The organism is Antrihabitans stalagmiti (assembly GCF_016482825.1).
GTDB lineage: Bacteria > Actinomycetota > Actinomycetes > Mycobacteriales > Mycobacteriaceae > Antrihabitans > Antrihabitans stalagmiti.
In genome coordinates, this window is sequence record NZ_JAEMNV010000004.1 from 1 (window position 1) to 26,569 (window position 26,569).

Annotated in this window: 24 protein-coding genes; 9 read left to right on the top strand and 15 right to left on the bottom strand. The window is 64.3% G+C overall.

Going from position 1 to position 26,569, the window contains the following annotated elements; genetic code table 11:
• Positions 1-164: 164 nt before the first annotated feature.
• Positions 165-3,461, bottom strand: coding sequence for a bifunctional lysylphosphatidylglycerol synthetase/lysine--tRNA ligase LysX (lysX, locus tag JGU71_RS13055; protein WP_199705257.1), 3,297 nt, complete (start codon positions 3,459-3,461; stop codon positions 165-167).
• 95 nt (positions 3,462-3,556) lie between these two features.
• Between lysX and JGU71_RS13060 the strand changes: the two genes are divergently transcribed.
• A complete protein-coding gene (locus tag JGU71_RS13060; RefSeq protein WP_199704608.1) occupies positions 3,557-3,799 on the top strand; it encodes an RNA-binding S4 domain-containing protein in 243 nt (80 codons plus the stop codon).
• Positions 3,800-3,850: 51 nt separating this feature from the next.
• On the opposite strand, the gene rraA is transcribed toward JGU71_RS13060, so the two are convergent.
• Positions 3,851-4,324: a ribonuclease E activity regulator RraA gene (gene rraA / locus JGU71_RS13065; RefSeq protein ID WP_199704609.1), complete on the bottom strand. Its 474-nt coding sequence runs from the start codon at positions 4,322-4,324 to the stop codon at positions 3,851-3,853.
• A 28-nt stretch (positions 4,325-4,352) separates the two neighbouring features.
• Complete coding sequence (locus JGU71_RS13070; RefSeq protein WP_199704610.1) at positions 4,353-4,961, bottom strand: LysE family translocator; 609 nt, start codon at positions 4,959-4,961, stop codon at positions 4,353-4,355.
• Positions 4,962-4,989: 28 nt separating this feature from the next.
• Here JGU71_RS13070 and pdxR point away from each other — a divergent pair, with 28 nt between their 5' ends.
• The 3 genes from pdxR (at position 4,990) to JGU71_RS13085 (ending at position 9,123) form a co-directional block, all read left to right on the top strand.
• A complete protein-coding gene (gene pdxR / locus JGU71_RS13075; protein ID WP_199704611.1) occupies positions 4,990-6,468 on the top strand; it encodes a MocR-like pyridoxine biosynthesis transcription factor PdxR in 1,479 nt (492 codons plus the stop codon).
• A gap of 42 nt (positions 6,469-6,510) precedes the next feature.
• Positions 6,511-8,067 carry a succinic semialdehyde dehydrogenase gene (locus tag JGU71_RS13080; RefSeq protein ID WP_199704612.1) on the top strand — a complete coding sequence of 519 codons (1,557 nt, stop codon included), beginning with the start codon at positions 6,511-6,513 and terminating at the stop codon, positions 8,065-8,067.
• 360 nt (positions 8,068-8,427) lie between these two features.
• Positions 8,428-9,123, top strand: coding sequence for a DUF8020 domain-containing protein (locus tag JGU71_RS13085; RefSeq protein ID WP_199704613.1), 696 nt, complete (start codon positions 8,428-8,430; stop codon positions 9,121-9,123).
• Between the two features lie 188 nt (positions 9,124-9,311).
• On the opposite strand, the gene JGU71_RS13090 is transcribed toward JGU71_RS13085, so the two are convergent.
• The 5 genes from JGU71_RS13090 to JGU71_RS13110 are packed head-to-tail and all read right to left on the bottom strand — an operon-like array spanning position 9,312 to position 12,658.
• Positions 9,312-10,265, bottom strand: a complete 954-nt coding sequence (locus JGU71_RS13090) for a CopD family protein (RefSeq protein ID WP_199704614.1) — start codon at positions 10,263-10,265, stop codon at positions 9,312-9,314.
• Between the two features lie 2 nt (positions 10,266-10,267).
• Positions 10,268-10,789, bottom strand: a complete 522-nt coding sequence (locus JGU71_RS13095) for a copper resistance CopC family protein (protein WP_199704615.1) — start codon at positions 10,787-10,789, stop codon at positions 10,268-10,270.
• The gene (locus JGU71_RS13100; RefSeq protein WP_199704616.1) at positions 10,789-11,439 is read right to left on the bottom strand and encodes a YcnI family copper-binding membrane protein; all 651 of its coding nucleotides are present in this window, start codon (positions 11,437-11,439) and stop codon (positions 10,789-10,791) included. The genes JGU71_RS13095 and JGU71_RS13100 overlap by 1 nt, the downstream gene beginning before the upstream one ends.
• Before the next feature lie 46 nt (positions 11,440-11,485).
• Positions 11,486-12,010, bottom strand: coding sequence for a hypothetical protein (locus tag JGU71_RS13105; protein ID WP_199704617.1), 525 nt, complete (start codon positions 12,008-12,010; stop codon positions 11,486-11,488).
• A 6-nt stretch (positions 12,011-12,016) separates the two neighbouring features.
• Complete coding sequence (locus JGU71_RS13110; RefSeq protein ID WP_199704618.1) at positions 12,017-12,658, bottom strand: DUF6474 family protein; 642 nt, start codon at positions 12,656-12,658, stop codon at positions 12,017-12,019.
• Positions 12,659-12,803: 145 nt separating this feature from the next.
• Between JGU71_RS13110 and JGU71_RS13115 the strand changes: the two genes are divergently transcribed.
• The 5 genes from JGU71_RS13115 to htpG all read left to right on the top strand — a co-directional run bounded on the left by JGU71_RS13115 (position 12,804) and on the right by htpG (position 18,005).
• On the top strand, positions 12,804-14,438 hold the full coding sequence (locus tag JGU71_RS13115; RefSeq protein ID WP_307829635.1) for a TM0106 family RecB-like putative nuclease: 1,635 nt from the start codon (positions 12,804-12,806) through the stop codon (positions 14,436-14,438).
• Positions 14,439-14,490: 52 nt separating this feature from the next.
• Complete coding sequence (locus JGU71_RS13120) at positions 14,491-14,859, top strand: hypothetical protein (RefSeq protein ID WP_199704619.1); 369 nt, start codon at positions 14,491-14,493, stop codon at positions 14,857-14,859.
• Entirely contained in the window at positions 14,852-15,322 is a 471-nt protein-coding gene (locus JGU71_RS13125; protein WP_199704620.1) for a hypothetical protein, read from the top strand. Before JGU71_RS13120 ends, JGU71_RS13125 begins: the two co-directional genes overlap by 8 nt.
• Complete coding sequence (locus tag JGU71_RS13130; RefSeq protein ID WP_199704621.1) at positions 15,319-16,002, top strand: YoaK family protein; 684 nt, start codon at positions 15,319-15,321, stop codon at positions 16,000-16,002. Before JGU71_RS13125 ends, JGU71_RS13130 begins: the two co-directional genes overlap by 4 nt.
• 80 nt (positions 16,003-16,082) lie before the next feature.
• Positions 16,083-18,005 carry a molecular chaperone HtpG gene (gene htpG / locus JGU71_RS13135; protein ID WP_199704622.1) on the top strand — a complete coding sequence of 641 codons (1,923 nt, stop codon included), beginning with the start codon at positions 16,083-16,085 and terminating at the stop codon, positions 18,003-18,005.
• Positions 18,006-18,056: 51 nt separating this feature from the next.
• Here htpG and JGU71_RS13140 read toward each other — a convergent pair whose 3' ends face one another.
• From JGU71_RS13140 to JGU71_RS13170, 7 genes are all read right to left on the bottom strand, one after another.
• Entirely contained in the window at positions 18,057-18,677 is a 621-nt protein-coding gene (locus JGU71_RS13140; RefSeq protein ID WP_199704623.1) for a class I SAM-dependent methyltransferase, read from the bottom strand.
• 82 nt (positions 18,678-18,759) lie between these two features.
• On the bottom strand, positions 18,760-20,376 hold the full coding sequence (locus tag JGU71_RS13145; RefSeq protein ID WP_307829636.1) for a GMC oxidoreductase: 1,617 nt from the start codon (positions 20,374-20,376) through the stop codon (positions 18,760-18,762).
• A gap of 68 nt (positions 20,377-20,444) precedes the next feature.
• Positions 20,445-21,653 carry an alkane 1-monooxygenase gene (locus tag JGU71_RS13150; protein WP_199704624.1) on the bottom strand — a complete coding sequence of 403 codons (1,209 nt, stop codon included), beginning with the start codon at positions 21,651-21,653 and terminating at the stop codon, positions 20,445-20,447.
• 245 nt (positions 21,654-21,898) lie between these two features.
• Positions 21,899-22,666 (bottom strand): SDR family NAD(P)-dependent oxidoreductase, encoded by a 768-nt coding sequence (locus JGU71_RS13155; RefSeq protein ID WP_199704625.1) that lies wholly within the window; start codon positions 22,664-22,666, stop codon positions 21,899-21,901.
• Between the two features lie 105 nt (positions 22,667-22,771).
• Positions 22,772-23,143 carry a VOC family protein gene (locus tag JGU71_RS13160; RefSeq protein ID WP_199704626.1) on the bottom strand — a complete coding sequence of 124 codons (372 nt, stop codon included), beginning with the start codon at positions 23,141-23,143 and terminating at the stop codon, positions 22,772-22,774.
• A 9-nt stretch (positions 23,144-23,152) separates the two neighbouring features.
• Positions 23,153-24,661, bottom strand: a complete 1,509-nt coding sequence (locus JGU71_RS13165; RefSeq protein ID WP_199704627.1) for an adenylate/guanylate cyclase domain-containing protein — start codon at positions 24,659-24,661, stop codon at positions 23,153-23,155.
• Positions 24,662-24,808: 147 nt separating this feature from the next.
• Positions 24,809-26,536 (bottom strand): DUF7800 domain-containing protein, encoded by a 1,728-nt coding sequence (locus JGU71_RS13170; RefSeq protein WP_199704628.1) that lies wholly within the window; start codon positions 26,534-26,536, stop codon positions 24,809-24,811.
• Positions 26,537-26,569 lie beyond the last annotated feature (33 nt).

Genomic DNA, 26,569 nt, shown 5'->3' on the forward strand with positions numbered 1-26,569 from the left:
CGGCATCCGATCTGGGCATGGATCGATCCAAGCCCGGTCTCAGGTGCCATCACCTATCTATCCAACAACCTGTCCCACATGTATGTAGACATCAGGTGTCTCATATGTATGTGGACTCAACAGAGGGCCGCACCTCCAAAAAGACTCACGAGCGGCGAAGCCGCCTATCGCGGTTTTGCGAGCGGGAAGGCCAGGGTTTCCCTGATGCTGCCGCCGGTGATCAGCATGACCACACGATCGACGCCCATGCCCAACCCACCGGTAGGTGGCATCGCATGTTCGAGCGCCTGCAGGAAGTCCTCGTCGAGTTCCATCGCTTCTTCGTCACCACCGGCAGCGAGCATCGACTGCTCGGTGAGCCGTTGGCGCTGATCGACCGGATCGGTCAATTCGCTGTAGGCCGTGCCGAGTTCGATGCCCCACGCCACCAGGTCCCACTTGGCCGCGACATTGGGAATCGTCGGATGTGGCCTGGTCAGCGGCGACATCGAGGTGGGGAAGTTGGTGTAGAAGGTCGGGAACTCGGTGTGGTCCTCGACCAGATGCTCGTACATCTCCTGCGCGACGGCACCTGCGTCCCACCCCGTCTGGTACGGAATTTCGTTCTCGTCGCAGAGCCTACGAAGCTCGTCGAGCGGCGTTTCGGGTGTGACCTCGACGCCGAGCTTTTCGGCGACAGCGCCGTGCATCGTCTTGACCGGCCACTCACCCGAGATGTCGACTTCGACGACCCCTCCGTCCGGAGCCGGCCGCAAGATGATCTGTCGACCGTGCGCTGCGACTGCCGCAGCCTGGATCAGCTCGCGGCACAGCACCATCATCCGTTCGTAATCGCTGTGCGCCTCGTAGGCCTCGAGGATCGTGAACTCCGGATTGTGTTTGAAGTCGACGCCTTCGTTGCGGAACACGCGCCCGATCTCGAACACCTTCTCCATCCCCGCGACGCACAGGCGCTTGAGGTACAGCTCCGGCGCGATTCGCAGGTACAGGTCGAGGTTGTAGGCGTTGATGTGCGTTTGGAACGGCGCGGCATTCGCACCACCGTGGACCTGCTGCAGGATGGGCGTCTCGACCTCCATGTAGCCGAGAGCGGCGAACGAATCGCGCAACGACTTGACGACGGCACTACGAGCCACGATCAGTTTGCGGGCATCACGATTGATCGCCATGTCCACATACCGCTGGCGGACCCGAGCTTCGGGGTCGGACAAGCCCTTCCATTTGTCGGGCAGCGGATGCAGGCACTTGCCGGTCATCCGCCACTCGGTTGCAAGCAGCGACAGCTCACCCTTGCGGCTCGTCCCGATCGTTCCGCTCACTTCGATCAGGTCACCGAGGTCGAAGAACGACGCGAACTCCTCGAGCTTCTCGGCGCCGACGGTGTTTCGATCGATGAGCAGCTGTATGTCGTCGGTCCAGTCGCGCAGCACCGCGAAGGTAACGCCGCCGTAGTCGCGGATCCGCAGCAACCGCCCGGCGAGGCGGACCTTCGTCCCTGGCGGTGACGTGCGTGCTTTGGCGACCGTATGGGTCGGCGGGTAAGCGACGGGATAGGCATCGACGCCCGCATCGCTGAGCTTGGCGAGTTTGGCCATCCGGACGCGGACCTGATCGGGTCGGCGGGGTCCGGTCTCGGCGGCAAGCTCGGGGATGTCGGGTGCACTGCCGTCGGAGTGCAGCAGTCCGCTGGTCGCGAGCGCCTGCGGAACCGCTTCGTGAGTTCCGGTGTGTTTCGTTGCCGAGTCCCGACCGAACCGCGGGATGAAGCCTTCGGCGATGGCCGACGCGATGCCGACGCGGGGGAGTTCTCTGTTGTCTTCGAAGCAGAGATAGCGGGGTTCCCACTCGGGCTGGTATTTCACGTTCGAGCGGTACAGGGCTTCCAGCTGCCACCAGCGTGAGAAGAACAGCAGGATGCCGCGCCACAGCCGCAGAATCGGCCCGGCACCGATGCGCCCGCCCTCCTCGAACACCGACCTGAACACGGCGAAGTTCAGCGACACCCTGGTGATGCCGATCTTGTCGGAGTTCAGTGCAAGCTCGGCGACCAGCAACTCCATGACGCCGTTGGGCCCCTGCGGGTCTCGGCGCATCAGGTCGAGCGACACTCCGGACCGACCCCACGGCACCAGCGAAAGCATCGCCCACACGCGGTCGTCGGGGTCGACGCATTCGACGAGCAGGCAGTCACCGTCGAGGCTGTCACCGAGGCGGTCGAGGGCCATCGAGAAGCCGCGCTCGGTTTCGGTGCCGCGCCACGAATCGGCACGCCGAATCACCTCGGCCATCTCGGCCTGCGGAATGTCGCGATGACGTCGCATCCGGACCGACAGGTTCTGCTTCCGCAGTCGGTTGACGGCTTGGCGGACCGGCTTCATCTCGCTGCCGTTGAGGTTGAACTGCCGGGTGTAGAGGATGGCCTCGTCGCCGAGTTGCAGTACCGACAGACCCGCGCGTTTGTAGGCCGTCGCTCCGAGTTCGCTCGCGCCCATCACGGCAGGTGCCCAGCCGTAGTGTTCGGCGAGTTCGAGCCAGGCGTCGATCGCGTGCGGCCAGGCTTCCTTCGGTCCGATCGGGTCGCCGCTGGCGAGGCAGACACCGAGTTCGACGCGGTAGGTGACCGCTGCCTTGCCGCTCGGGGCAAAAATGACCGCCTTGTCGCGGCGGGTGGCGAAGTAGCCGAGTGAATCCTCCACGTCGGACCGGTCCAGCAGGCCGCGGATCGCGGATTCGTCGTTGCCGGTGAGCGCGTTGGTGGAGCGTTGTGAACGGAACAGCGTGATGACCGCAGCAAGCAGCGCAAGGGCGCCGAGAAATCCGAGCAGGACGTTGACGAGGCCGTGTGTGTGTCCGTCGAACTGCTCGTTGTCGACGACGACGAGTGCGGTGACGCGATTCAGCGCCCAGAGCGGCTTCTCCGAGCCCTCGAGTGTTCCGGGGAACAGTTCGACCAGACCCCACCCGAGCAGAGTGCCAACCGTCAGCCCCGCGACGAGAACGCCGAGCGCCTTCCAGGCGGCACCGCGTCGCACCCGGGTGTAGAACTCGGACCTGCCTGCTATCAACAGACCGATCACCGCGACGTGAACGACGATCGCGACCATCGCGTTGACGTCGCGGTCCTGCACGATCTCGTACACGTTGCCGATGGTGAACAACGTGAGGTATCCGACCAGCAGCCACCACGCGATCCGCTTGCGACTGGCGAGCGCACCGGCTAGCAACGCGACGACGAACGCCCACGCGAGGCTGGTGTCGGGTGCGTCGAAGTAATAGGAGTCCACGTATTCGCGTGGTGTCTGCGTCACATGACGTAGGACCGGCGAGATGCTCCAGAAGAAGCACAGCACGGCGAAGATTCCGACGATCAACCCGGCGATGTGCGGAAGTTCGGATAGCTTGCCGTGCTTGCGGATCCGATGAGGAACCGCGGGTGTCGATGCGGGTTGCTCGGCCCCGATCGCGGGATCTTCCACCTTGCTCGTCACTTGCTTCGACCCTTCACGTGTCAATGTTGATCACACGTTAGTCCCGTTGAGCGTTCAAGATAGGTGTCATGCCGAGCCGAGATTTTCAGATAGACGACGTCCCCATCCGCGACGAGGTGATCAGGCTCGGCCAGTTCCTGAAACTGGCCAATCTGATCGACAGCGGTGCCGAGGCGAAGGGTGTGATCGCCGACGGTCTGGTCAGTGTGAACGGCGAGATCGAGGTCCGCCGCGGACGGCAGTTGCACACGGGCGACGTGGTCTCGATCGGTGCTGCGTCGGCGCGAGTCATGGGCCCCCGGCCCTCGTGAGCACTTTCGGAGGGCGGAACCTCCGAAAGGACTCACGAGCGGCGTAGCCGCCTACGCCCGGACAACGACTCCGTCGTCGTCGCTGTAGACGGTCTCGCCAGGGACGAAGGTGACTCCGCCGAACTCGAGCGCTACATCCTTGTGGCCTGCGCCGGTCTGCGTGCTCTTACGCGGATTGGTCCCGAGGGCCTTGATTCCGATGTCGAGGGTGCGAAGGATCGCCGAGTCGCGGACAGCACCGTTGACGATCACTCCGGCCCACCCGTTGTCGACCCCGCGGCCGGCGATGATGTCGCCGACCAGCGCCGTGTGGACGCTCGCGTCGCCGTCGACGACGAGCACTCCGCCGTTGCCCGGTTCGCTGAGGGTCTGCTTGACGAGCAGGTTGTCCTGGAAGCATTTGATCGTGGTGATCGGACCGGAAAACACTGCGCGGGCGCCGAATTGGATGAACTGCGTGTCGCAACTGCGAATGTCGGGACCGATTTCGTCGGCTAGGTCAGCTGTGGCTACTGGCTCGCTCATGGAACCAACCCTAGAACAGCGGTAGCGCTCACACCGTGGTGAAGGCCAATCGAGCCGCGAGGCCGAGGAAGGACACCGCGAAAAGACGCTGTAACGACAGCAGGACATGCGGACGGGACGTGACGTGTTGCCGCAGCGCTGCTGCCGTCAACCCGTAGCCGACGAATATCGCGAGAGTGACAACCATGAATACCGCACCGAACGTAAGCGTTTCGACGAATGCTCCCGAACTCCCCTCGTCGAGGAACTGCGGAAGGAGCGCAAGAAAGAACAACGTGAGTTTCGGGTTGAGAAGGTTGATCAGGATGGCGGTACCGATCGTTCGCAGCGCGGACGTGGGCGGAGCGTCGCCCGCGGCCAATGCGCCGGAGTTTCGCAGCATGGACACGGCCATATAGAGCAGATAGCCGACGCCGGCCCATCGGAGCACCTCGAACGCGACGGCACTCGTCGACACCACCAGCGCTGCTCCGGAAGCGGCAAGCACAAGGTGCGGGACGATGCCGAGGGTGCATCCCACGGCTGCCACGACACTGGCTCGCGCACCACGAGCAACGCCCGCAGCGACGGTGAACAGCGATCCTGTGCCTGGCGTCGCCGTCACCACAATGGCGGTAATCCAGAATTCCATGGTCATGTTTCGAGTTTCGTAGAACCATGGACCAGTGGACAGGGCCAAAGATGCGCGCAACGACAGGTCCATAAAGGGTGGGAGCAGCTTCCTGTCGCTCGATGCAGCCACCCTCGCTGAGCAAGCCGGAGACAAGGCGGGCTGGCTCGCCGAGCGGATCCGCGAAGCGGTGAACACCGGACACCTCGTCGCCGGGGAGCGACTGCCACCGAGTCGGGTACTTGCCACCGAGCTCGGGGTATCCCGCGGGGTCGTCACCGAGTCCTACACCCGCCTTGCCGACGCGGGTCTTGTTGCCGCGCTGGGGCGTGGCGGGACAGTCGTGTGTGGCGGGCCGAGTGCAGCGCGGCCGAATCCGAACAACGCTGCTCGGATTCCGACAGCGACCGTCGATCCCTTCGGATCGACAGCCGACTTCGAAACGCTCAGGGCCGCATCATGTCGCATCGATCTGAGCCCCGGCGTACCGGATGTACGCAGCTTTCCCCGCGCGGCATGGCTGCGTGCCGAACGCACAGTGTTGTCGACGGCGCAGTTGACCGATCTCGCCTACGGGCAGGCGCAGGGAGCGCTACCGCTCCGCACCGCGATCAGTCGCTGGGTGGCACGGACCCGAGGAATCACGTGTCTGCCCGACGACGTGATCGTCGTTGCCGGCGTGGCGCAAGCGTTGAGCCTGCTTGCGCATCAGCGCAAGGCCAACGGTGCCGCCACGGTAGCCGTGGAAGATCCAGGATCGCTCGGCGCGCGCCAACAACTCAACGCGTGGGGAATCCGCACCCCGGCGATCCCCGTCGACGACGACGGACTCGATGTCGATGCACTGCGACAGCACACCGCGAGCACGGTAATGGTCACTCCCGCACACCAATTCCCGACCGGAGTGGTGCTGACCGGACAGCGGCGCGTCGAACTGCTCGAATGGGCCCGCAACGGCAACCTCGTGATCGAAGACGACTACGACGCCGAACATCGCTACGACCGCCGCCCGGTACCCGCCCTCGCTGCCGACGAACCGGAGTCGGTCTACTACATGGGCAGCGTGTCCAAAATCCTCGCTCCCGCGTTGCGAATCGGGTGGGTCATCGCGCCGAGATCGATGACAGCAGCGATTGTCGACCTGAAAAGGGACACCGATCTCGGAAATGCAACCGTGCCGCAACTGAGCCTGGCCCACCTGATGAACTCGGGTGATCTCGAACGGCACCTGAGAACGATGCGGTCGCGACACCGTCGTCGGCGCGACGTCATGATCGGCGCCTTGCGCACGCGAATCCCGCACGCCGTCATCGTCGGTGCGGCGGCTGGGCTGCATCTGACGATCCTGCTACCCGACGACCTCGACGACACCGCGGTGGCGGCACGGTGCCTGCAGGCCGGTGTCAAGATGCACCCACTGTCCTGGCACAGGCAGAGCCCCGGTCCTCCTGGATTGGTACTCGGATATGCAGCATCGACCGAGGCCGACATCGCCGAGGGGATCGACGCTGTCGCGCAATCGATTGCGGAGTAGCTTTGGTGTGAATCGCACAACCACTCACTTTCGAGGTGCCCCATGCCTGCTCCGTCATCGGCGACGTTCGAGCGTCTTCGCAAACTTGCTGCCATCGACGACATGGAGTCGCGGGAAGTCCTTGCGGTCGAAGAAGTGTTCACGGGTAAACCGATCGCGACGATTCCGGTCGGTACCGCGGCCGACGTGACCGCCGCCTTCGCGAAAGCTCGCGCCGCACAGGTCGAATGGGCTCAGGTGCCCGTGAAGGAACGCGCCGCGATCATCGAACGCTTCCGCGACCTCGTGAAGGCCCATCGCGACGAGCTGATGGACATCGCGCAGGCCGAGACCGGCAAGGCGCGGTCGGCCGCGCAAGAAGAAATCGTCGACATGATGCTCAATGCGCGCTACTACGCGCGCAACGCGGCAAAACTGCTGGCGCCCAAGCGGGTTCAGGGGCTGCTGCCCGGTCTCACCAAGACGGTCGTGCACCACCAGCCGAAAGGCGTCGTCGGAGTCATCTCGCCATGGAACTATCCGATGGCGCTGTCGATCTCGGACTCGATTCCTGCTCTGCTCGCAGGCAATGCCGTCGTGGTCAAGCCCGACAGCCAGACGCCGTACTGCACCCTCGTCAACGCCGAACTGCTGTACGAGGCGGGTGTGCCACGTGACGTGTTCGCCGTGGTGCCGGGTCCGGGGTCGGTCGTCGGGACTGCAATCGTCGAGAACTGCGACTACCTGATGTTCACGGGTTCGACCGCGACGGGCAGATTGCTTGCCGAACAGGCAGGCCGTCGGCTGATCGGGTTCTCCGCCGAACTCGGCGGCAAGAATCCGATGATCGTGACCAAGGACGCCAAGCTCGACGAGGTCGCCAAGGCGGCGACGCGCGCGTGCTTCTCCAACGCGGGCCAACTCTGTATCTCCGTCGAGCGGATCTACGTCGATCAGTCGGTCGCCGCCGAGTTCACCACCAAGTTCGGCGCGCAGGTTTCGGCGATGAAGCTTGCAACCGACTACGACTTCTCCGCAGACATGGGCAGTCTGATCTCCGAAGGTCAGGTCAAGGCCGTCTCCGGTCACGTCGACGATGCCCTCGTGAAGGGAGCGAAGGTCGTCGCGGGTGGCAACAAGCGTCCCGACATCGGACCGTTGTTCTACGAGCCGACGGTCCTCGCCGATGTCACGGACGAAATGCTGTGCGCGCGCACGGAGACCTTCGGCCCGTTGGTGTCGATCTACCCTGTCGCAGACGTCGAGGAAGCTATCGCGAAGGCCAACGACACCGAGTACGGATTGAACGCGAGCGTCTGGGCAGGTACCAAAGCCGAAGGCGAAGCGATCGCGGCGCGTCTGCGCAGCGGCACCGTGAACGTCGACGAGGGGTATGCGCCCGCATTCGGGAGCACGGCAGCGCCGATGGGCGGTATGCGTGCCTCCGGCGTCGGTCGGCGCCACGGACCCGAAGGAATTCTCAAGTACTGCGAATCGCAGACGATTGCTACTACGCGTGTGCTCAACCTCGGCACACCGCGTGGCTTCTCGAACAGCTTCTGGCAGAAGGCGTTGACTCCGCTTATCTCGCTCGTACAGCAATTGCCGGGGCGTCGCTGACCAACCGCTTCCCCGGTAAGGCTGCGCTTACCTGAATTGGGTCGGCAACTGCCACGAATTACCTGATCCCGGCCATGAGATCTGCGACACAGCAGACGGCTGGGTTAACACTCCATGTCCGAACATAACTGCAGGTCTGGGGCTTTGTTGCAGTTACATATCGGACATATCTCACTGCGGTCACGCTGCGGCTGTCAGGAAACGTACACATTGCGGCTACCGAATCGTCGCCGAACCGTCGTCAATCGTCCGTTAGATGCATCTGTCGAAGGCCTCAAAACTGATCTGCAGCAATGCCTTTCGTCTTCGGGCGGTCATGCCCGGGGTGCAGGTCACAAAACGATAAGGAACCGCGAGAAGATGAAGATCAGGAAACTTGCCGCTGTGTCGGCTCTGACGATTGCCGCACTCGGCGTCGCCGGCGGTACCTCGTACGCCGCACCTGCCCCGGCCGCACCTGCACCGGCCATCAACTACACCGCGCACGCCGACGGACAGTCGTCGTTCATCACCACCGACGCTGGTTCGCTGGTCACCGAAGACGGCGCGTTCAAGATCAAGGCCGCCGACGGCACCACCGTCGCCGCCATGCCGCTTTCGTTCAGCATCGACGACGTTGCATTCCCGATCGACGCGAGCATCGAGGGCAACACCGCGAAGCTGACGCCGGCGCTCGACATCAACCGCGCCTGGTACCACCCGGTCGCCGGTCTGAACGACGCACCGTGGAAGACCCCGTACGAGCGTGAGCAGGCAGCGTTCAACCGGATGAAGGACCAGATCTCCATCGGTGCCACCATCGGCTCCGCAGGCGGTCTCCTCACCGGCGCGGCAATCGGTTGCGTCCTCGGTGCCGGTGTTGCCGGTGTCGCAACGGCACCGCTTCTCGCACTCCTCGGCGCAGGCCCGCTCGCGGGCTGTGTCGCAGGTGCGGCCCTGCTCGGTGTCGTCGGCGGCGTCGTCGGCGCACTCTTCATCACCCTGCCGGTTGCGATCGCTTCGGCGATCGAGTACTTCACCATCGTGAACTCCCCGTTCACGCCGCCGGCGAAGTAAAACCCGCGCTACCAGCGGAATCAGGGCTCCCCTGACCACGCTCACCGGCGTGAGGGGCACCCTCGCTCCACGCGGTCGCTGACCGAAACGGCCCGTCTCCCTCGCGGAGGCGGGCCGTTTCGGCGCCGCGGTCGTGAGTCTTTTCGGAGGGTGGGCGCGCCGAAAAGACTCACGAGGCGCGGAGCGCCCTACGCCGTTGTCGCGAGCGCTGCAGCGAGTCCGAAGACCACCGCCATCGCGACCACCTCGATGATCGCCCGACGCAGCGACTCGTCCGCCTCCATACGGTGCGCCGCCGCCTGTCGGACCCAGGTTCGACGCCACCACCAACCGAGGCCGACGAGCAGTACGAGCACAACAGTCTTCGCCAGCACCACACGGCCGTACGCGGTATCGAACAGCGGACCGAAGGCCCCGATCCGCACCGCCGCATTGACGACTCCGCTCACGGTGAGCACCACCACGAACCGCCACGCCCACTCCGAATACCGCGGCAGCAATTCCGCCCAGCCACCCCGGGTTCGGACCAGCAACGCCAGCGCCGCGAGCAGTCCGAACCACAGCCCAGCAGCCAGCGCGTGGGTCGCTCCGAGCAAGGCACCGAACGGTTGCAACGACATGTGGCCCGTGATCGGCCGGATCACCAGCGCGAGGGCGCTCAGCACCAACGCCGGATCGGCCGACCAGTTCGCGTTCTGCCGAAATGCGACCGCTGCGTACGCGACCAACCCTGCGGTACACGCGACCGCAGCAATGCCGACCTGACCCGAACTGATGTGCGTCAGGAACGAAAGAAATTGGCTCGCGCCGAGATCGGAGACCCTACTGGATTCGACGTCGGACGCTTCGAAGGCAAGCAGCACGATCTCCGCGACGGTCCATACCCCGGCCGCGATCGCCATCGGCCGCCAAAGATCTTGCTGGGAAACAACTTTGCGCCGACCGCTCGTCTGCAATCGGCCGATCGCGGCCAAACCAAGCACGAGTGCGCCCATACAGTCGGCGATCACCCGAACCATGCTGGACGGCTGTGGCTGGGCAGGCGCGGCCAATTGCCACGCCAGGCTGACCCCGAGCGCGGCGGTGGGTACGGCAAGCAGCAGAGCCCATCTGCTCACACTGCCGGCCGTACCCGCTGCCATCGTCAGCTCTTCGAGCGGGGATTGCGCAGCGCGAATCCCAAACCGAGACCGAACAATACGACGGCAGCACCGAGTAGCAGCCAGAACCAGTTGAAGGTGCCCTCGGTGTCCGGGCTTGCATCCGCCTTCACCCCCGGCGAACCGGTGCCCTCCTTCGTGAGGGTGAAGGTCCGCGTTCCGCTCACCGCGTGGCCGTCGGCGGACGTCACGCGATAGGCGATCGTGTACTCACCGACAGGACCGAGTTCGCCGACGGGAACGCTGACGGTGGGTCCTTCGACGGTCGGTGTGCCCTTCGACCAGAGGTTGCCGTCGGGGCCGACGACCGTCAAAGCGGCGAAGGTGTCCTGCAGCGCTTCGTTGAACGTCACGCTCACCCGTTCGGGTCCGGCGTCGATGGCGGATCTGTCGTCCGGATTGCTTGCCGTGACCACCGAATGTGCGCTTGCAACACCGCTGCCGAGCACCGTCGCACCGAGCAACACGACGATTGCCGTACCGATGAGCGCGAGGAGACGCGTCATCACGACTGCTTGCTCCTGATGACCGCTCCGAGTCCGAGTGCTAGACCGAGAATGCCGACGAGCAGTCCGGCCCCGCCGAGCCAGCGAGCGGTCGTGTCGGATGCCTTATCCGAGGTTGCCGAGGTCTCGGTCGTCGCCGAGCCGTGTTCGTCGGAGCCTTCAGCGGCCAGCATGATCGACGGGGCCGGGTACTCGGGCTCGGTGCCGTCCGCGGGCGTCGGCTGGTTCCAGTTCACGACCTTGCCGTCGCTGTAGGTCTGGACCGCGTCGAAGGACACTTGCTCTTCCTTCGGCAGCGGGCCGACCGACAGGACGAACCGCTGGAACTGGCCGGGTGCGACGCCGACGCCGGGATCGGCGGTCCAGGTGACCGACGTGGCCTGCAGTTCGCTGTCCTTGTCGATGGTCGACGTCCATCCTGGCAGCGGTTCGGTCCGCGCGGACTTGAAGCCGGGGAGGGTGACGCTGACCTTCGTCGTGCTTGCGGTATCGGATTCGGTCGGCACCTTGAACGTGAGGACGGTATAACCGCCCGCAGCGGCACCAGGGGCGTCGACGGTGACGTGCGCGGACGCGATGCCCGCCGTGAGCAGGACTGCGCTACCGGTCGCGGCGAGGGTGACGCAGGCGCGCGTGATCAAGCTTTTCATGGATGAGTACTTTCGCGAGATGTAGAAGAACGGGTCGTCGGGGTGGCTAGAAACTGCACACCGCTGGTGGACCGCGCCGCGAAATCGAATCTCGTAAAAGGTCGTTGAACTGGGGGTATGCCCGCTCTAACCGAATCGGCAGCGGGCCTTGCGTGATGGGCGGCCTGCTCGGTTCGCGCCGCAGCGCAGCGCGCAGCGCATTGGTGACAACGGCAAGCAGACGTTCGGCGACGACGATCAGGAACGCGGACGCGACCGTCGCGACGCAGTGCGCGAGCGCCATCGCGCCGAGCCCGAAGCCGCCGGCATGCGAGTGGTCCGCGGTGACGGAGAGCGCGTAGTGGCCGAGGAGTTGACCACCGGCTAGCAACGCGGCGATCCCCAGCGGTCCTGGTCGGGTGATGGTTGCAGCCGTTGCGCCGAGCGCTCCGCAGGCAATGACGAGCAGAGTCAGCGCGGTGCCGGACGGATATTCGCCACCGGCGCTACCGTGTGCGGCTACCGCAAGGGCGCCGACGAAAGCCCCGACCACACAGCCGCGGACGCGGGCGATGGTGGGGCTGGCAGGCACGAACGATCAGCGTACTCCGAGGCGTGCAAGCAGGTCGGCCTCGATGCCGGACAGCTCGTTCGAGATCGCGAGGTGAGCGGCGCGCCGGCGCGGCGCCGGCATCAGCTCCGCGGCGTGGATCGCCGGTGCGAGGTCGGTCAGGCGCTCGCGTGTTGCCTCGATGAACTTGCCGGTCTCGGCATCTTTTGCGTGCAGCGCGGAAATTTCGGTGAGCGAGGTCTCGGCACTTGCGATGCGGGCGCTCAACTTGGCGCCGTGACCGGTGAACTGGCCGAGTTGCTCGACGCCGACACCGAGTTGCTGTGCACGACGCGCTTCGAGTTGGCCGCGAGCAAACGTCGCCCCGCGGTAGGCAAGCGGTGCGAGGACGGGGGCGAGCACCCGCGCGACACCGAGATACTTCTTGACCGACGCGACGCTGAACGGATCCTTCTCCAGCTTCGCTGCCTGCTTCTCGGCGACCTTCTCCTGCGCCTTGAACGCCGAGACCTGCGCCTTCTCTATCTTCTTCTGCGAACGTTTGTCGGCGCGCAGCCGCTTACGGTCGGTCCTGGCGCCGAGCTTCGCCTCGATCTTGGCTTTGTGCTTGAGCGCTTTGGCTTCTGCCTTTCGGGTGGAACGTCGCTTTCGCTTGGTGAACAACCCCATCGAAAAGGCCTCTCCCTAAGTGGTCGAGCAGTGTGCGACTCACCCTATCGGGTGGGTGTCGGAGCCCGCGAGCACATGGTGCGGTTCCGGCCTGTCGTGCGCCACGTCGACGAAACGAGTCGGTGGGCGCAATTAGGCTGCACATGTGAACAACGGCCGAGACGATCGCACGCGTCCCGTGCTGATCGATGCCCGGACGCTGACCTCATGTCGCCACCACCTGCATTTGGACACCTCACTGCCATTACTGGTCGAGGGGGTACCCGAAGATTCAGCTATCAAGCAGCGACGTGAGGCAGCCGCGCAGCATCGCGAAAACGTCCGCGACACGCTGACGGCGCTCGGCTCGCAATGGTCGGTGATCGGTCCGGATGCGCCGACCGCCGAGCGCGCAAAAGCGACGATGGCAGCGTGCGAGGCGGGTGTCGAGCGGATCTGGGGCGCTGTATTGCCGTCGGAGTTCGACACCGGTCGACGCGGCAAGTCCGAAATTCTGCTTCGCGACGCCGATCGTGGTGGCTATATCCCGGTGATCGTCGTGAACCACAAAGTCACCGACCCCCGCAACGGTGACAGCGAGGGCGGTGCGACGACGACGCCGTTCGACGTCTGGGCTCCACGCGAGGACCCGACCCGAAAGGTCCGTCCGCAACCTCGCGATCTGATGCGACTGGCGCATCTGTATCGGATGCTGCAGCGGCAGGGGCAGGCGAGTCCGGCTGTCGTCGGCGGTGCGATCGGGTTCGGGTTCGACACGATCGTCGTGCACGATCTTGCGCCCGTCCTCGGTGAATACGACCTTCGCTTCGCCGACCGGATCGCCGTTGCCCGCGGCGAATTGCCAACCGTCCCATCGCAGGTACCTGAATGTCGCTCCTGCCCGTGGTGGCAGTCCTGCCACAAATGGCTGACCGAGGCGCGCGATGTCAGCTTGGTGGCGTCGGGCTCGCGAGCCGAGGTGCTGCGCGCAGAAGGTGTACACACGATCGATCAACTAGCGCAGTGGGACGGTCCGCAACCCCAGGATTGGCAGCACGGCACCTTCGCCGACGCCGTCGTCACCGCGCAGGCCTGGCTGGCCGATGTGCCGCTGGTGCGACGCTTCGACGAGGTCGAGGTGCAACGCGCCGACGTCGAGGTCGACATCGACATGGAGAGCTACCAGGAGCATGGCGCCTATCTGTGGGGGACGTTGCTCGACGGCACGTACCGGTCGTTCGTGACGTGGGACCCGCTGCCGACCTCCGACGAAGGGCGCTCGTTCGGCGAGTTCTGGGTCTGGCTCATGGGAGTTCGCGAACAAGCGGCTGCCGACGGCAAAACTTTTGCGGCGTACTGCTACTCGCGCCAAGCGGAGGACAAGTGGCTGCTGGAGTCCGCACGCAGATTCCTCGGCCAGCCCGGGGTTCCGAGTGTGGACGAGGTCCGCGCGTTTATCGACGGTCCACAGTGGGTGGACATCTACCAGGTTGTCAGCGAGCAGTTCATCTGCCCGAACGGCAAGGGGCTCAAGAAGATTGCGCCGGTCGCAGGCTTCAACTGGCGTGATGCCGAAGCAGGTGGTGAGGCCTCGATGGCGTGGTACCGCGAAGCTGTCGGCTACGACGCCGAACCAGATCTGACGCAGCGGCAGCGGCTGCTCGAATACAACGAGGACGATGTCATCGCGACCAAAGTGCTGCGGGAATGGATGTCGGACCGCGCCGTGACCGAGGTCCCGCAGGTTGCGCAGTTGCGGACTCACCTCCAGCCTGAGCGCGAAGTGCTGCCTACTCCGTAAACGGTTCTCGAACCCCCGCCATCACAGCGGGTCTGCGGCTTATCGTTGTGCCGTGCGAATCGCGATTGTGCTCTTCCTCGTCGTCGACCTTGCTGTGCTCGTCGTCGTCGCGATGCAGATCAAACGGCTGCGGCAACACAACGCCGACCTTGCGGCGGCCGTGGCTGCCACGACTGCAAAAGCGGCGCGACCGCTGGCGACCGAGCCTGTGTTTGCGGAGATGAAAGAGCGGCGGATCACCATCGAGATCCTCAATCCGATCGAACTCGCAGCGACGCAAAGTCGCTTCTCCGGCATTGCCGGGGCCGTCGCGCCCGACCTCCTGCGCAAGGTGGTCTACGACCGCGCGGCCGCGATCATGCGAGAGCAATTCGTCGAGCAGGGAGTGAAAGCGGACGTGAAGGTCCAGGTCGGTGCTTGACGTCGCGTTCGTGTTGGCCACCTGCGCCGTGATCGCAGGGACGGCAGCTGTAGTCGTGCAGTGGCAGCGCGCAGAACGCGACGTCGTGACTGTGGCTGCCGCTAATCTCCGTCTCGACGGCGTCGTCGAGGAGAACAAGCGGATGGCCGAGGCAGCTGCAGACGTAGCCGATGCAGTGGAAACAACAACCGCCGCAGTACAACTCGGCACAGGGATAGTGCAGGCGAGTCATCAGGCGATTGCGTCCATACCGTTCGAAATTTTGAATGCAATTCCCGCCACTCGTGACACGAGCAGAATCGTCAGAAGCATTCACGACGAAACCGCAGGCGGGATCTACAAGGCGATCTTCGGAGCCAACCGGGCACTCGGCAATGCTTTCCGCGATTCGGTAACCCCGAAACAGACTCCCGAACACCCGCCGAAACAACTTCCCGGACCAGACGAAGAAACCACACGATGAGCGAACCGACTGAGCGGCCACCGAAGACCTCGACCTCACTGCGCTTCGCGTTGCTTCTGACCGCAGCGAGCGGGTTTCTCGATGCCTATACCTACATCTCCCGTGGCGGTGTGTTCGCGAATGCTCAAACCGGCAACGTCATTCTGCTCGGTGTCGATCTGTCCGAACAGCGATGGCACAGCGCGCTAGCCCATCTGTGGCCGATCCTCGCGTTCATCGTCGGCGTCGCGATCGCAAACTGGCTCAAGAGCGAACGTGCCCTCGACCGCATCGATCATCCGATTCGCTGGGCGATGCTCGGTCAGGTAATCGTGCTGGCAGCGGTCGGTTTCGTGCCCAGCCATGTGCCGAACGCCGTCGTGACCATTCCGATCGCCTTCGTCGCAGCCATCCAGATCGGGCTGTTCCGCATCGTCGGCGATCTAGCGTTCATCGCGATCGCGACGACGGGCAATCTGATGCGTTTCACGGAGTCGGGGTACGCCGTCTTCGTCGAGAAGAAGCGTGAATCACGACGTGCGATGGGCATTTACGCGGCAATCATCACCGCGTTCGCCGGCGGCGCAGCGGTGGGAGCTGTCGCGACGGAACAGCTCGGCGTCACCGCCGCATGGATACCGGCCGCGCTGCTCGCAGCGACACTGGCATTGTTCTATGTGGACGACCGACAGGCCCGCTGAGCGCTGACCTATCATGTCGTCGGAAATTTGGACCCGGTCCGCTACGGCCCGGATCGGTATGAGCTTCGAAGGGAATTCAAGTGACATCGCAAGTCGAGCAATTGGAGTTCCAGGCGGAAACGCGTCAGCTGTTGGATCTGATGATCCATTCCGTCTACTCGGAGAAGGACATCTTCCTGCGGGAACTTGTCTCCAACGCGTCCGATGCCTTGGACAAGTTGCGGCTGGAAGCGTTCCAGAACAAAGAGCTCGATGTCGATACGTCCGACCTGCACATCGACATCGACATCGACAAAGAGGCCCGCACGCTGACAGTGCGCGACAACGGCATCGGGATGTCGCGTGACGAGGTCGTCGATCTGATCGGCACGCTCGCGAAGTCCGGCACCGCGGACCTGCGCCGCAAGCTCGCCGAGGCGAAGGACTCGGCTGCGCCCGAAGAACTTATCGGGCAGTTCGGCATCGGCTTCTACTCGAGCTTCATCGCCGCCGACAAGGTCACGCTGGTGACCCGACGCGCAGGCGAGACCGAGGCGACCCGGTGGGAGTCGGAAGGTGAAGGCACCTACACGATCGAAACTCTGGCCGAGGCTCCGCAGGGAACGTCGGTCACGCTGCATCTGAAGCCGGCCGACACCGAAGATCACCTGTACGACTACACGGCGCCGACCAAGATCAAGCAGATCATCAAGCGCTACTCCGACTTCATCGCGTTCCCGATTCGCATGGAGGTCGAGACGACGGCGCCGGCCGACGACGAATCCGAAGAGGTAACTCGGCAGATCGAGACCGAGACGATCAACTCGATGAAGGCGCTATGGACGCGATCCAAGAGCGACGTGAGCGACGAGGAATACAAGGAGTTCTACAAGCACGTCAGCCATGCCTGGGACGAGCCGCTCGAGATCATCCCGCTCAAGGCCGAGGGCACGTTCGAGTACCAGGCGCTGCTGTTCATCCCGTCGCAGGCGCCGTACGACATGTTCATGCGCGAGGCGAAGCGTGGCGTGCAGCTCTACGTCAAGCGCGTCTTCATCATGGACGACTGCGAAGAACTGATGCCCGAGTACTTGCGCTTCGTGAAGGGTGTCGTCGACGCGCAGGACCTGTCGCTCAACGTTTCTCGCGAAATCCTGCAGCAGGACCGCCAGCTGAAGCTGATCCAGCGACGCCTCGTGAAGAAGATCCTGTCGACGGTCAAGGACATGCAGGCCAACAACGCCGAGAAGTACACGACGTTCTGGTCGCAGTTCGGTCGTGTGCTCAAGGAAGGTCTGCTCTCGGACTTCGACAACCGCGACGCCATCCTCGGCGTCTCGTCGTTCGCGTCGACGAACTCGACCGAGGACCAGACGTCACTCGCCGAATATGTTGCCCGGATGCCCGAAACGCAGGAGCAGATCTACTACGTCACCGGTGAGTCCCGGCAGCTGATCGAAAGCTCGCCGCACATGGAAGCGTTCCGTGCCCGCGGACTCGAGGTGCTGCTGCTGACCGATCCGGTCGACGAGATGTGGGTCGGGTCGGTGCCGGAATTCGACGGCAAGCCGTTCCAGTCGATCGCGAAGGGTGAGGTCGACCTCGACAGCGAGGAAGAGAAGAAGGCCGCCGAGGCCGAGCGGGAAGAGCAGAGCAAGGAGTTCGCCGAGCTCCTGACCTGGATGACCGCGACGCTGTCGGAGACGGTCAAGGAGGTCCGGCTTTCGTCGCGACTCGTCGATTCGCCTGCCTGCATCGTGAGCGACGAGTTCGGGTTCTCGCCGACGCTGGAGAAGATGTATCGCGCGTCGGGTCAGTTCGTGCCGCCGACCAAGCGGATCCTGGAACTCAACCCGACGCACGGCCTGGTCGAGGGTCTGCGGAAGGCGCACGCAGAGCGTCCCGACGACGAGGCACTCGCCGACACCGCCGAGATCGTCTACGGCATGGCGTTGCTCGCCGAGGGTGGCGAACTGACCGATCCGGCGCACTTCACCAAGCTGCTGGCGAAGCGCCTGATTTAGGGCGCTGCGCGCCTCGTGAGTCTTTTTGGAGGGTGGGAGCGCCGAAAAGACTCACGAGCCGGTGCGGCCCACGCCGACCGTCGCGGCGCCGTATGGCTTCGGCGTTCCGTGTTGGTAGAACGAGTCGACCTCGATCAGTTCGAATCCGGCGTCGGTGACCAGTTGTGCGGTATCGCGGGTCAGATGGCAACCCCCGGCCACCCGCTTCTGGATCGGCTCGAGTCGCCGTTGCCAGCGCTGGACCGACGGGTCGGGGGCGATGCCGTGTTCGACGAAATGCAGGGTCCCCCCGGGTTTGAGCACCCGGCGGACCTCGCTCAACGCGGCCATGACGTCGGGGATCGTGCACAGGGTGAACGTCGACAACGCGCTGTCGAACGTGTCGTCGTCGAACGGCAGGGACTGACCGTCCAGCCCGGACCGTTCGATCGGCACCGCTGACGCGGCGACGCGTTTGCCCGCCAACCGCCAACCGATGTCCGCGGGTTCGACGGCGCTGATCTTCTCGACCGCAGCCGGATAAAACGGAACGTTGAGCCCGGACCCGAATCCGATCTCGACGACGTCGCCACGCAAACCGGCGGTGACTCGTTTACGGAGCGGATCGAGCAGGCTCGCCCCGCAGGTCACGTCGATCAATCGAGGCAGGATGCGGTCGTCGTAAATGCCCATGGAAAGAGGATAGGCGGCACGCCGCTCGTGCGTCTTTTGCGACGTCAGGACCACCGAAAAGACTCACGAGCCGCGTAGCGGCCTACCCTCCCGAACGAAGAATCGCCTCGATGTTGCGTTCGGCGAGAGCGGCGATCGTGAGCGACGGATTGGCTGTGGCTGTACTGCCTGGGATCGCGGCACCGTCGAGGACGTAAAGACCCGGCTGACCGTGCACCCGACCCACGTTGTCGGTCGCCTTGCCGAGCACCGCTCCGCCGAGGGGGTGCGCTGTGAAGTTCGCGTTCGCTGCGTAGCCGATCGCGTCGTATTCGACGAGGGACCCACCACGTTCGGCGATCCGATGATTGACCGCCTCCGCCGACGCCCGTGCTGCGTCGTTGCCGTTGGTCGGCCAGTCGACGGTGACCGATCCGTCGGTCGCGTTGTAGCCGAACCTGCCGCGCGTCGGGTCGAGCACGATACCGAGCGAGGCCAGTGCGCCGACATCGATGGGAATGCCTGGTATAAACCAGTTTTCGAGCGTTGTGGGCAGTTGGGAATCGTCGTAGACGCGGCTCGCGCAGGGCGCGCCCTGGCCGTTGCCCGCGATCGAACTCGCACCGCGGGCCAGGACGACGTCACCGTTGGTGCCCCACCCCTCACCGATATGTTCGTTGAGGTTCGGCAGGGTTCCGGTCGCGCGTGCCCGCACAAGCAGTTCGGTGGTGCCGATCGAACCCGCACCGAGGTAGACGCGGTCGGCGGTCAACGTTCGCCGACCGAGTACATCTCCGGTCGGTGCCAGCTTGGTGATCTCGATCGTGAATCGATCGCCGTCCCTGCCGATCGAGTCGACCCGATGGCCCGGGAAAACCGCGGCCTTGCCGGTGTCGCGCGCCTGCTGCAGGTAGTTGCGGTCGAGGTCGAACTTGGCGCCGTTGGAATTGCCGAGGTTGCTGCGGGCCGCGGTTGCCGAGGGTCGGCTCCTGCCCGCGAGTTCGCCGCGGACGATGTCCCAGTCGAAGATCGAATCGACGGGCACCGGTGTGTAGCCGGCCTTCCTCGCTTGCTCGTCCCAAGCCCGCGAATGTGCGAACGGTGCCGACCCGTACAGGTCGGCGGGGATCGGGGAGAGGCGAAGCATGTCGCGGACCCGCGGGAAGTAGCGGCTGGTCAGCTCGTTGTAGTCGACCGAGCCACCGAAAACGGAGTCGAACAAGGCTTTGGGAGGAGCGACCATCGCGCCGGTGAAGATCACCGAACCGCCGCCCACGGCTGCGGCTCGCCAGACGTCGATGCCTGGGTAGGAGGTGCAGTCGAGGACGCCGCCGAAACTGTCGAAGAATACTGGGACCTTGGTGACGCCGGTGAAGCTGGTGCGATGCCAGAATCCGCGGCCATCCGGCAGATCGTCACCGGTGAAGATCTCGCGCCACGGATCATTTGGCCAGCGTGAACCGCGTTCGAGGACGGTCGTCTGCGTGCCTGCCTGAGCGAGTCGCAGTGCGCCGACCGCACCGCCGAACCCGGACCCGATGACGAGGGCCTCACTGTGCTCGGGAGGGTCGGGTAGCGGTGCGAATATCTCCGGGACCCACGACCGAAAAAGTGGGGTCCACGGACCTTCTGCCTGCGCGTGCGCTGCGAACGCAACCCCCGAGCCGACCGCCGCGGTCGACGCGGCTGCGGCCATCAGAAATTGGCGTCTGTTCAGCAAGCTGGTGCCTCCGCGTCCGATCCGTCAACCGGATTCCCACGGGCGGCAATCAGGTTCCACCAGGGAGGTTATACGGGCACGGCCGCGCGAGGGTGCTCGACCGCCGCGTCGACACGATCGTCGTCGCTGTAACCGTGTGCGGTCAGGATGCGCTTGCGCGCCGACGGCAGGATGTTGGTCCGTCGAACGTCGCCGTCGTAGTGCGCGAGAACCAGCGGGTCCATAACCCGTCGCCAGAGCGGAGGAAACAGTGCGAGTACGACCATGGTTGCGTAGCCGGCGGGCAACTGAGGTGCTTCGTCGCTGGTCCGCAGGGTTTGGTAGCGCCGCGTCGGATTGGCGTGATGGTCGCTGTGGCGCTGCAGGTGGAAGAGCAGCACGTTGGTGACGATGCGGTCGCTGTTCCAGCTGTGCTTGGGTGCGCAGTGCTCGTAGCGTCCGTTGCTCTTGCGTTCGCGTAGCAGACCGTAGTGCTCGACGTAGTTGACGGCCTCGAGGAGGCCGAACGCGATCACGGCGTTGATCAGTAGGTACGGCGCAATCTGCCAACCGAAGGCGACGAGGAGCAACGTGAACAGCGCTGCGGTCATCGCCCACGCTTGGATGATGTTGTTTCCAGTGCTGAACCATCGGCGACCCTGGCGACGCAGCCGCTGACCTTCGAGACGGACGGCCGAGCGCATGCCACCGGCGATGGTCCGCGGTAGGAAGTGCCAGAGCGATTCGCCGAAGCGCGAGCTTGCCGGGTCGTGGGGAGTGGCGACGCGGACGTGATGGCCGCGGTTGTGCTCGACGAAGAAGTGTCCGTACGCACTCGGCGCGAGGGCGATCTTGGCAAGCCAACGTTCGTGCTTCTCGACGCGGTGGCCGAGTTCGTGGGCGGCATTGATGCCGATGCCGCTGCCGAGGCCGATGGTGACTGCGAGACCGATCTTGTCGACGACGCCGAGAGCGCTGTCGGACCAGAGGTACCCGGCGATTGCCAGGCTGATGAACTGCACGGGCAGGAAGAGGTAGGTGCACCAGCGATAGAAGCGGTCGCCGGAGAGTTCTTCGAAGGCTTCTTCGGGCGGGTTGACGCCGTCGTCGCCTGCGAAGAAATCGAGGATCGGGATGGCGACGAAGAAAACGATGGGTCCGATCCACCAGAAGATGGGCAGACCGGTGTGCAGGACAAGCTGCGACGGCAGCAGACTGCACGCAGGCGCCAGCGGACCCATGACCCACAGATAGCGCTTGCGGTCACGCCACTGCCGGGCGACCTTGGCCTTGCCCATCGAATTTCCTTCCAAAAACAAACCGAAAGATTGCTTTCAAATATGAAACCAATAGTTAGTTCGTTTTGGGGCGAAAACTGTTAACTGGACAGGTGATCTGTGCTAGATCCCACCTCGGCGTCTGACGGTGGCCAATATCACACCACGATGTTTTCTCCACCGCAGGTCACAGCGCTGGCCGGAGTCGTGAAACACAAAAGGTGCGGGCGACGAATCGCCCGCACCTGTTGTCTGTCGCTGAATCGTTACCTCGGCGCCATCCGAAGAGCGCCGTCCATACGGATCGTCTCGCCGTTGAGGTAGTCGTGCTCGACGATCATCTGCGCAAGCTGCGCGTACTCCGTCGGCTGTGCGAGACGCGACGGGAACGGCACGCCGGCCTCGAGCCCCTTGCGGTATTCGGGAGTGACGCCCGCGAGCATCGGGGTGTCGACGATGCCGGGAGCGATCGTGTTGACGCGGATGCCGAACTGCGCGAGATCGCGCGCGGCAGGGATGGTCATGCCGTGCACGCCACCCTTGGATGCGGAGTACGCGATCTGACCGACCTGGCCCTCGAATGCTGCAACCGATGCGGTGTTGATGACGACACCACGCTGACCCGACTCGTCGACCACGTCGGTCTTCGAGATGGCGTCGGCCGCGAGTCGCATGACGTTGAAGGTTCCGAGCAGGTTGATCGTGATGACCTTGCGGAACAGTTCGAGATCGTGCGGGCCGTGCTTGGAAAGGATGCGACCGGCCCAACCGACACCTGCGCAGTTGACGACGATGCGCAGCGGCACACCGGAGGCAACGATCTGGTCGACAGCGGCCTTGACCTCGTCGCCGTTGCTCACGTCGGCTGCGATGAGGGTGACACCCGCAGGAACGCTGTCGCCTGCACGCTCGATCGAATCCGCAAGGTCGAGGCCGAACACTGTCGCACCGGCGTCGGCAAGGCGCTTGGCAGTTGCCGCGCCGAGACCCGAGGCACCGCCGGTTACCAGCGCTGCGCTTCCCGAAATTTCCACTAGTTCAACCTCTCTTCCGGCGACCGTCCTTGGCCACCACGATTGACAGCACCATAACCTGCACGAGCAGATGCCGATTTGGCGCGGGGCGTTACCGACCGGTAGCTATTCGGGGCGGTGACATACCGCTTCGACGTTGTTGCCGTCGGGATCGCGGACGAAGGCACCGTAGTAGTTCGAGTGGTATTCCGGCCAGACCCGAGGCTCGTGCAGCACTTCGGCGCCCGCCTCGACCGCAGCATCGAAAAATGCAACGACCGTGTCGCGATCCTGCGCCTGGAAAGCGATGTGGGCTTCGCGGAAACCCTCACCGCTGGTCTGCGGACCCAGCCAGAAGTCTGGCATCGGTGGGACGCCGTAGCCGATCACCTCGCCGAAATCCATCAGTCTCACACCGCCGAGCGGGGCGAGCACGCTGTCGTAGAACTCGGCACTCGCGGCGACGTCGCCACATTGAATCGCCAGGTGATCCAGCATGTGCAAACTCTAATCCGGCTCGGCGCTCGGTTCGGCGTAAACGGTTCGCGACGTGCGGCCCCGCAATTTCGTAGACCCTCGGGACGCCCAGTGCGCAGCTTCCTCGGGCGCCGCGGACCAGACGGCCTGACGCGCAGCAAGGATCCGGCTCTTGCGGTCCTTCGCAAGTTCGGTGAGGCGCGCCGCCTCGTTCACCGGGTCGCCGATCACCGTGTACTCGTAGCGGTGCTCCGCACCGATGTTGCCTGCGAACACCGAGCCGTGCGAGACGCCGATCCCGAAGTCGACTGCCGTCAACGCTCGCAGCGCGGTCCGCAGCGCACGTGCCGTCGCGAGTGCGGCACCTGCGGGATCGTCGATCTCCTGGGGTGCGCCGAAGATCGCAAGCGCGGCGTCACCGGTGAACTTGTTGATCAGGCCTTCGTGCTCGTCGACAGCCGTGACGACGATGTGGAAGAAGTCGTTGAGCACGTCCGCGACCTCGGTCGGCGGATGCGTCGCAGCCAACGTCGTCGATCCCGCAAGGTCGATGAACAGGACGGCAACGACCCGAACGTCACCACCGAGCGTCGGTTCCTCTTCCATCGCGCGGCTCGCAACGTGTTGCCCGACGTGTTTGCCGAACAGGTCCTGCAGGCGCTCCCGTTCCGCGACGCTCGCGACCATCTGGTTGAAGCCCATCTGCAGCCGACCGATCTCGGAGGAGTCGTAGACGCTGACGGTGACGTCGGTGTTGCCCTGCTCGACCTCACGCATGGCACGGCCGACCTCGCGGACCGGATCGGAGACGGTCTGTGCCACGAGCTGCAATCCTCGAAGGCCTGCTCCCAGCGACGTCGCGGCGAGTATGAGGATCGGTGCTTCTATCGGCGTATCCGGCGCAATGACCCACTGCGTGTACCTGTCGACGATGATCGCGCAGATCGCGGTCGTCGGAATCGCGGTACACAGCGCCCAGGTTGCGATCAGTCGTTGCATAACCCCCGGGGAGGGTCGCTGCGGCGGCGTCGCCGACATGGCGACAGCGATGATCGGACGCAGGGTCTGCTGGGTGACCAGATAACCGAGGCAGGCGATCGCGGCACCACCGAACACGACGCCGAGTGCGATCAGAGCAAGCGTGCGGAGTCCGGAGTGCAGGTTCAGGAAGAAGATTGCGGCGCCGCCGATGAACCACATGCCGACGTGGACGAGGGTCTGGCGCAGCGGTATGTCGAGTGCGGCATACGCCTGACCCTCGGTCGGCGTCTCGCCCTTCGAATACCAGACGAGGGCAGGAACGACGAAGGTCGTCGTACATACCGCGGCGACGATCAGGCTGCCGGTCAGTACCAACGTTCCGGTGGCGATGTTGCGAACCGTGAACAGGTCCTGCGTGACGGACTCCTTGCCCCGTGACAGCAGCGCGATGATCGCGAGGACTTCGATCGCACCGATGACGTAGGCGCTGAGAATGCCGACCGAATACCGCACACGCAGCAGGAATGCTCTGCGTTTCCAGTCGGCGGGCGGATTCATGTCCTCTGTCTATCACCGACCGACGTCACAACACTGCCCGTCCGAAGAACCGCTCGAAACGGATCTCGGACGCCCACGCTGGGCAAATCCGGGTCAGAGCGAATCAGGCGGGGTGTGCGACGTGTCCGACGTCACGGAAGTAGACCCCTACCTGCGTCGCAGTTTGCGCAAACGGTCGAGTCGGCGTGGTGCGGGAGGTTGTGGAGGACCCGTCAGCGGCAGCGTTGCGGTGCGGCGCAGCAGCTGTTGCCCGTTGTCGACGTAGGCGTGGTCGACCTCGAGCGTGGCCTCCCGGCCGGAGATGACGACGGTCATCACGCCGTTCTCGAACCACGGTCCGTTGTCGATCTCCCAGTCGATGTCGACGTCGGCTACGCCCGCGGATTTGGCCATACGATGGGTCAGCCACCGGACTGCCCTCGTCTTCATTGCGCGGTTGGCGACGCGAATGGACTTCTCCAGCGGATTCCGGAACGGCGACATCGTGAGCTGATGGATGGCAGGTTCCTGCGGATCGACGCCCGGCAGCGTTGCACGCGCTGTGTAGGAGCAGTGAACGTCGCCCGCCAACATGAGGATCGTCGCCGGGGTGTGCTCGGAACGGGAGATCTTGGCCAGCATGTCGACGACGATTCCGAACGATGACCGGAATGCCGCCCAGTGCTCCAGGTCGACGTCACGTCTGATCTTCTCGCCGACTCGTTGGAATCGGCGTCCCCATGCCCCGCCCGCAACAGCTTCGTTCCACCCTTCCAGATGATGAATGCCCTGGGCCATGAGGAAGGGCAGTGTCGTCGCAACAAGTAGATGGTCGAAATTTTGGCCGGGTGCTGGTGTGCTCGCCTTCTCCTCCAGCCAGGCGCGTTCGGCATGGTCGACGATGCCGCGATCCTGCGGATCGAGTCGACGCGAACAGCGCGCATCGACGGCAAGCATCCGAATCCCCAGATGCTCGTTGCCGAAGTCGCGATGAAAACTCCAGCGCGCGCTGTCCGGTTCGGAATCCGATCGCCACGCGAACGCGTCGAGTTCGGCGGATCGCTCGGCGTCGGAGATATCGGATCGGACCATCGCCCACGTGCTGTCGTTTTCGAGTTCGGCGGGCGACAGATTGCCGAGGTGCTGATAGATCCAGTACGACCCGAAAGCGCCCCGCACGCGGTCGGGCCACCACGGCTCGTTGGTGATCCAATCTCGCCACTGCTGCGAGGTGTTCCAGTCGTCACGCAGATCGTGATCGTCGAGCAGCATGCAGGTCGGGACCGTCGAGAACAGCCACCGGATCGGTTCGGGGGTCCAGCTGTCGGCGTAGAGCCAGGTGTATTCCTCGAAGTTGCCGATCTCTTTGCGTACCTCGTCCCAACTCGCCGGCAGATTCTCGTGCGCGACCGTCAGCCTGGCGGCGAGCGCGTCCGACGGCGTGTCCGCGTAGACCTGGTCCCCGCCGAGGAACATTGCGTCCGGCCACTCCTCGTAGGGCGCCGTTGCCATTCGCTCGGCCAACGCCGCCAGAGCGTCGGCGCCGAAGCGCTTCAGGCCATCGTCGTCGAAAGGTGCGCTGCGGCGGCACGATCCGAACGCGAGGCGAAACGTCTCGTCATCACGGAAGGTCCGCATGACGCTCGGCGGAAAGCGTGAATCGGGTTCGGGCCACACCTGATCGGCGTCCAGCCGAACGGTGTAGGGCGTCTGCGAACCGGGTTGCAACCCCTCGATGATCACGAGTGCGAAGTGGTGGCCGTGCACGGTCCACGTGCGGGCTGTGCAACCGAGTACTTCGACCTCGCAGGGTTGGTCGGTTTCGACCCAGACCGTCGCACGAGTGGTGTCCACATAACGAAGGAGTGGCCCGACGACCAGTGCAGCGTTCGACATAGCCAGAGGCTAGTCGAATTGTCCCTTCCGGGT

Bases quoted from the DNA above. Each gene is read 5' to 3' on its own strand.
- JGU71_RS13060 (WP_199704608.1), top strand. From the start codon at position 3,557: ATGCCGAGCCGAGATTTTCAGATAGACGACGTCCCCATCCGCGACGAG.
- rraA (WP_199704609.1), bottom strand. From the start codon at position 4,324: ATGAGCGAGCCAGTAGCCACAGCTGACCTAGCCGACGAAATCGGTCCC.
- JGU71_RS13070 (WP_199704610.1), bottom strand. From the start codon at position 4,961: ATGACCATGGAATTCTGGATTACCGCCATTGTGGTGACGGCGACGCCA.
- JGU71_RS13080 (WP_199704612.1), top strand. From the start codon at position 6,511: ATGCCTGCTCCGTCATCGGCGACGTTCGAGCGTCTTCGCAAACTTGCT.
- JGU71_RS13085 (WP_199704613.1), top strand. From the start codon at position 8,428: ATGAAGATCAGGAAACTTGCCGCTGTGTCGGCTCTGACGATTGCCGCA.
- JGU71_RS13090 (WP_199704614.1), bottom strand. From the start codon at position 10,265: ATGGCAGCGGGTACGGCCGGCAGTGTGAGCAGATGGGCTCTGCTGCTT.
- JGU71_RS13095 (WP_199704615.1), bottom strand. From the start codon at position 10,789: ATGACGCGTCTCCTCGCGCTCATCGGTACGGCAATCGTCGTGTTGCTC.
- JGU71_RS13100 (WP_199704616.1), bottom strand. From the start codon at position 11,439: ATGAAAAGCTTGATCACGCGCGCCTGCGTCACCCTCGCCGCGACCGGT.
- JGU71_RS13110 (WP_199704618.1), bottom strand. From the start codon at position 12,658: ATGGGGTTGTTCACCAAGCGAAAGCGACGTTCCACCCGAAAGGCAGAA.
- JGU71_RS13130 (WP_199704621.1), top strand. From the start codon at position 15,319: ATGAGCGAACCGACTGAGCGGCCACCGAAGACCTCGACCTCACTGCGC.
- JGU71_RS13140 (WP_199704623.1), bottom strand. From the start codon at position 18,677: ATGGGCATTTACGACGACCGCATCCTGCCTCGATTGATCGACGTGACC.
- JGU71_RS13150 (WP_199704624.1), bottom strand. From the start codon at position 21,653: ATGGGCAAGGCCAAGGTCGCCCGGCAGTGGCGTGACCGCAAGCGCTAT.
- JGU71_RS13160 (WP_199704626.1), bottom strand. From the start codon at position 23,143: ATGCTGGATCACCTGGCGATTCAATGTGGCGACGTCGCCGCGAGTGCC.
- JGU71_RS13165 (WP_199704627.1), bottom strand. From the start codon at position 24,661: ATGAATCCGCCCGCCGACTGGAAACGCAGAGCATTCCTGCTGCGTGTG.
- JGU71_RS13170 (WP_199704628.1), bottom strand. From the start codon at position 26,536: ATGTCGAACGCTGCACTGGTCGTCGGGCCACTCCTTCGTTATGTGGAC.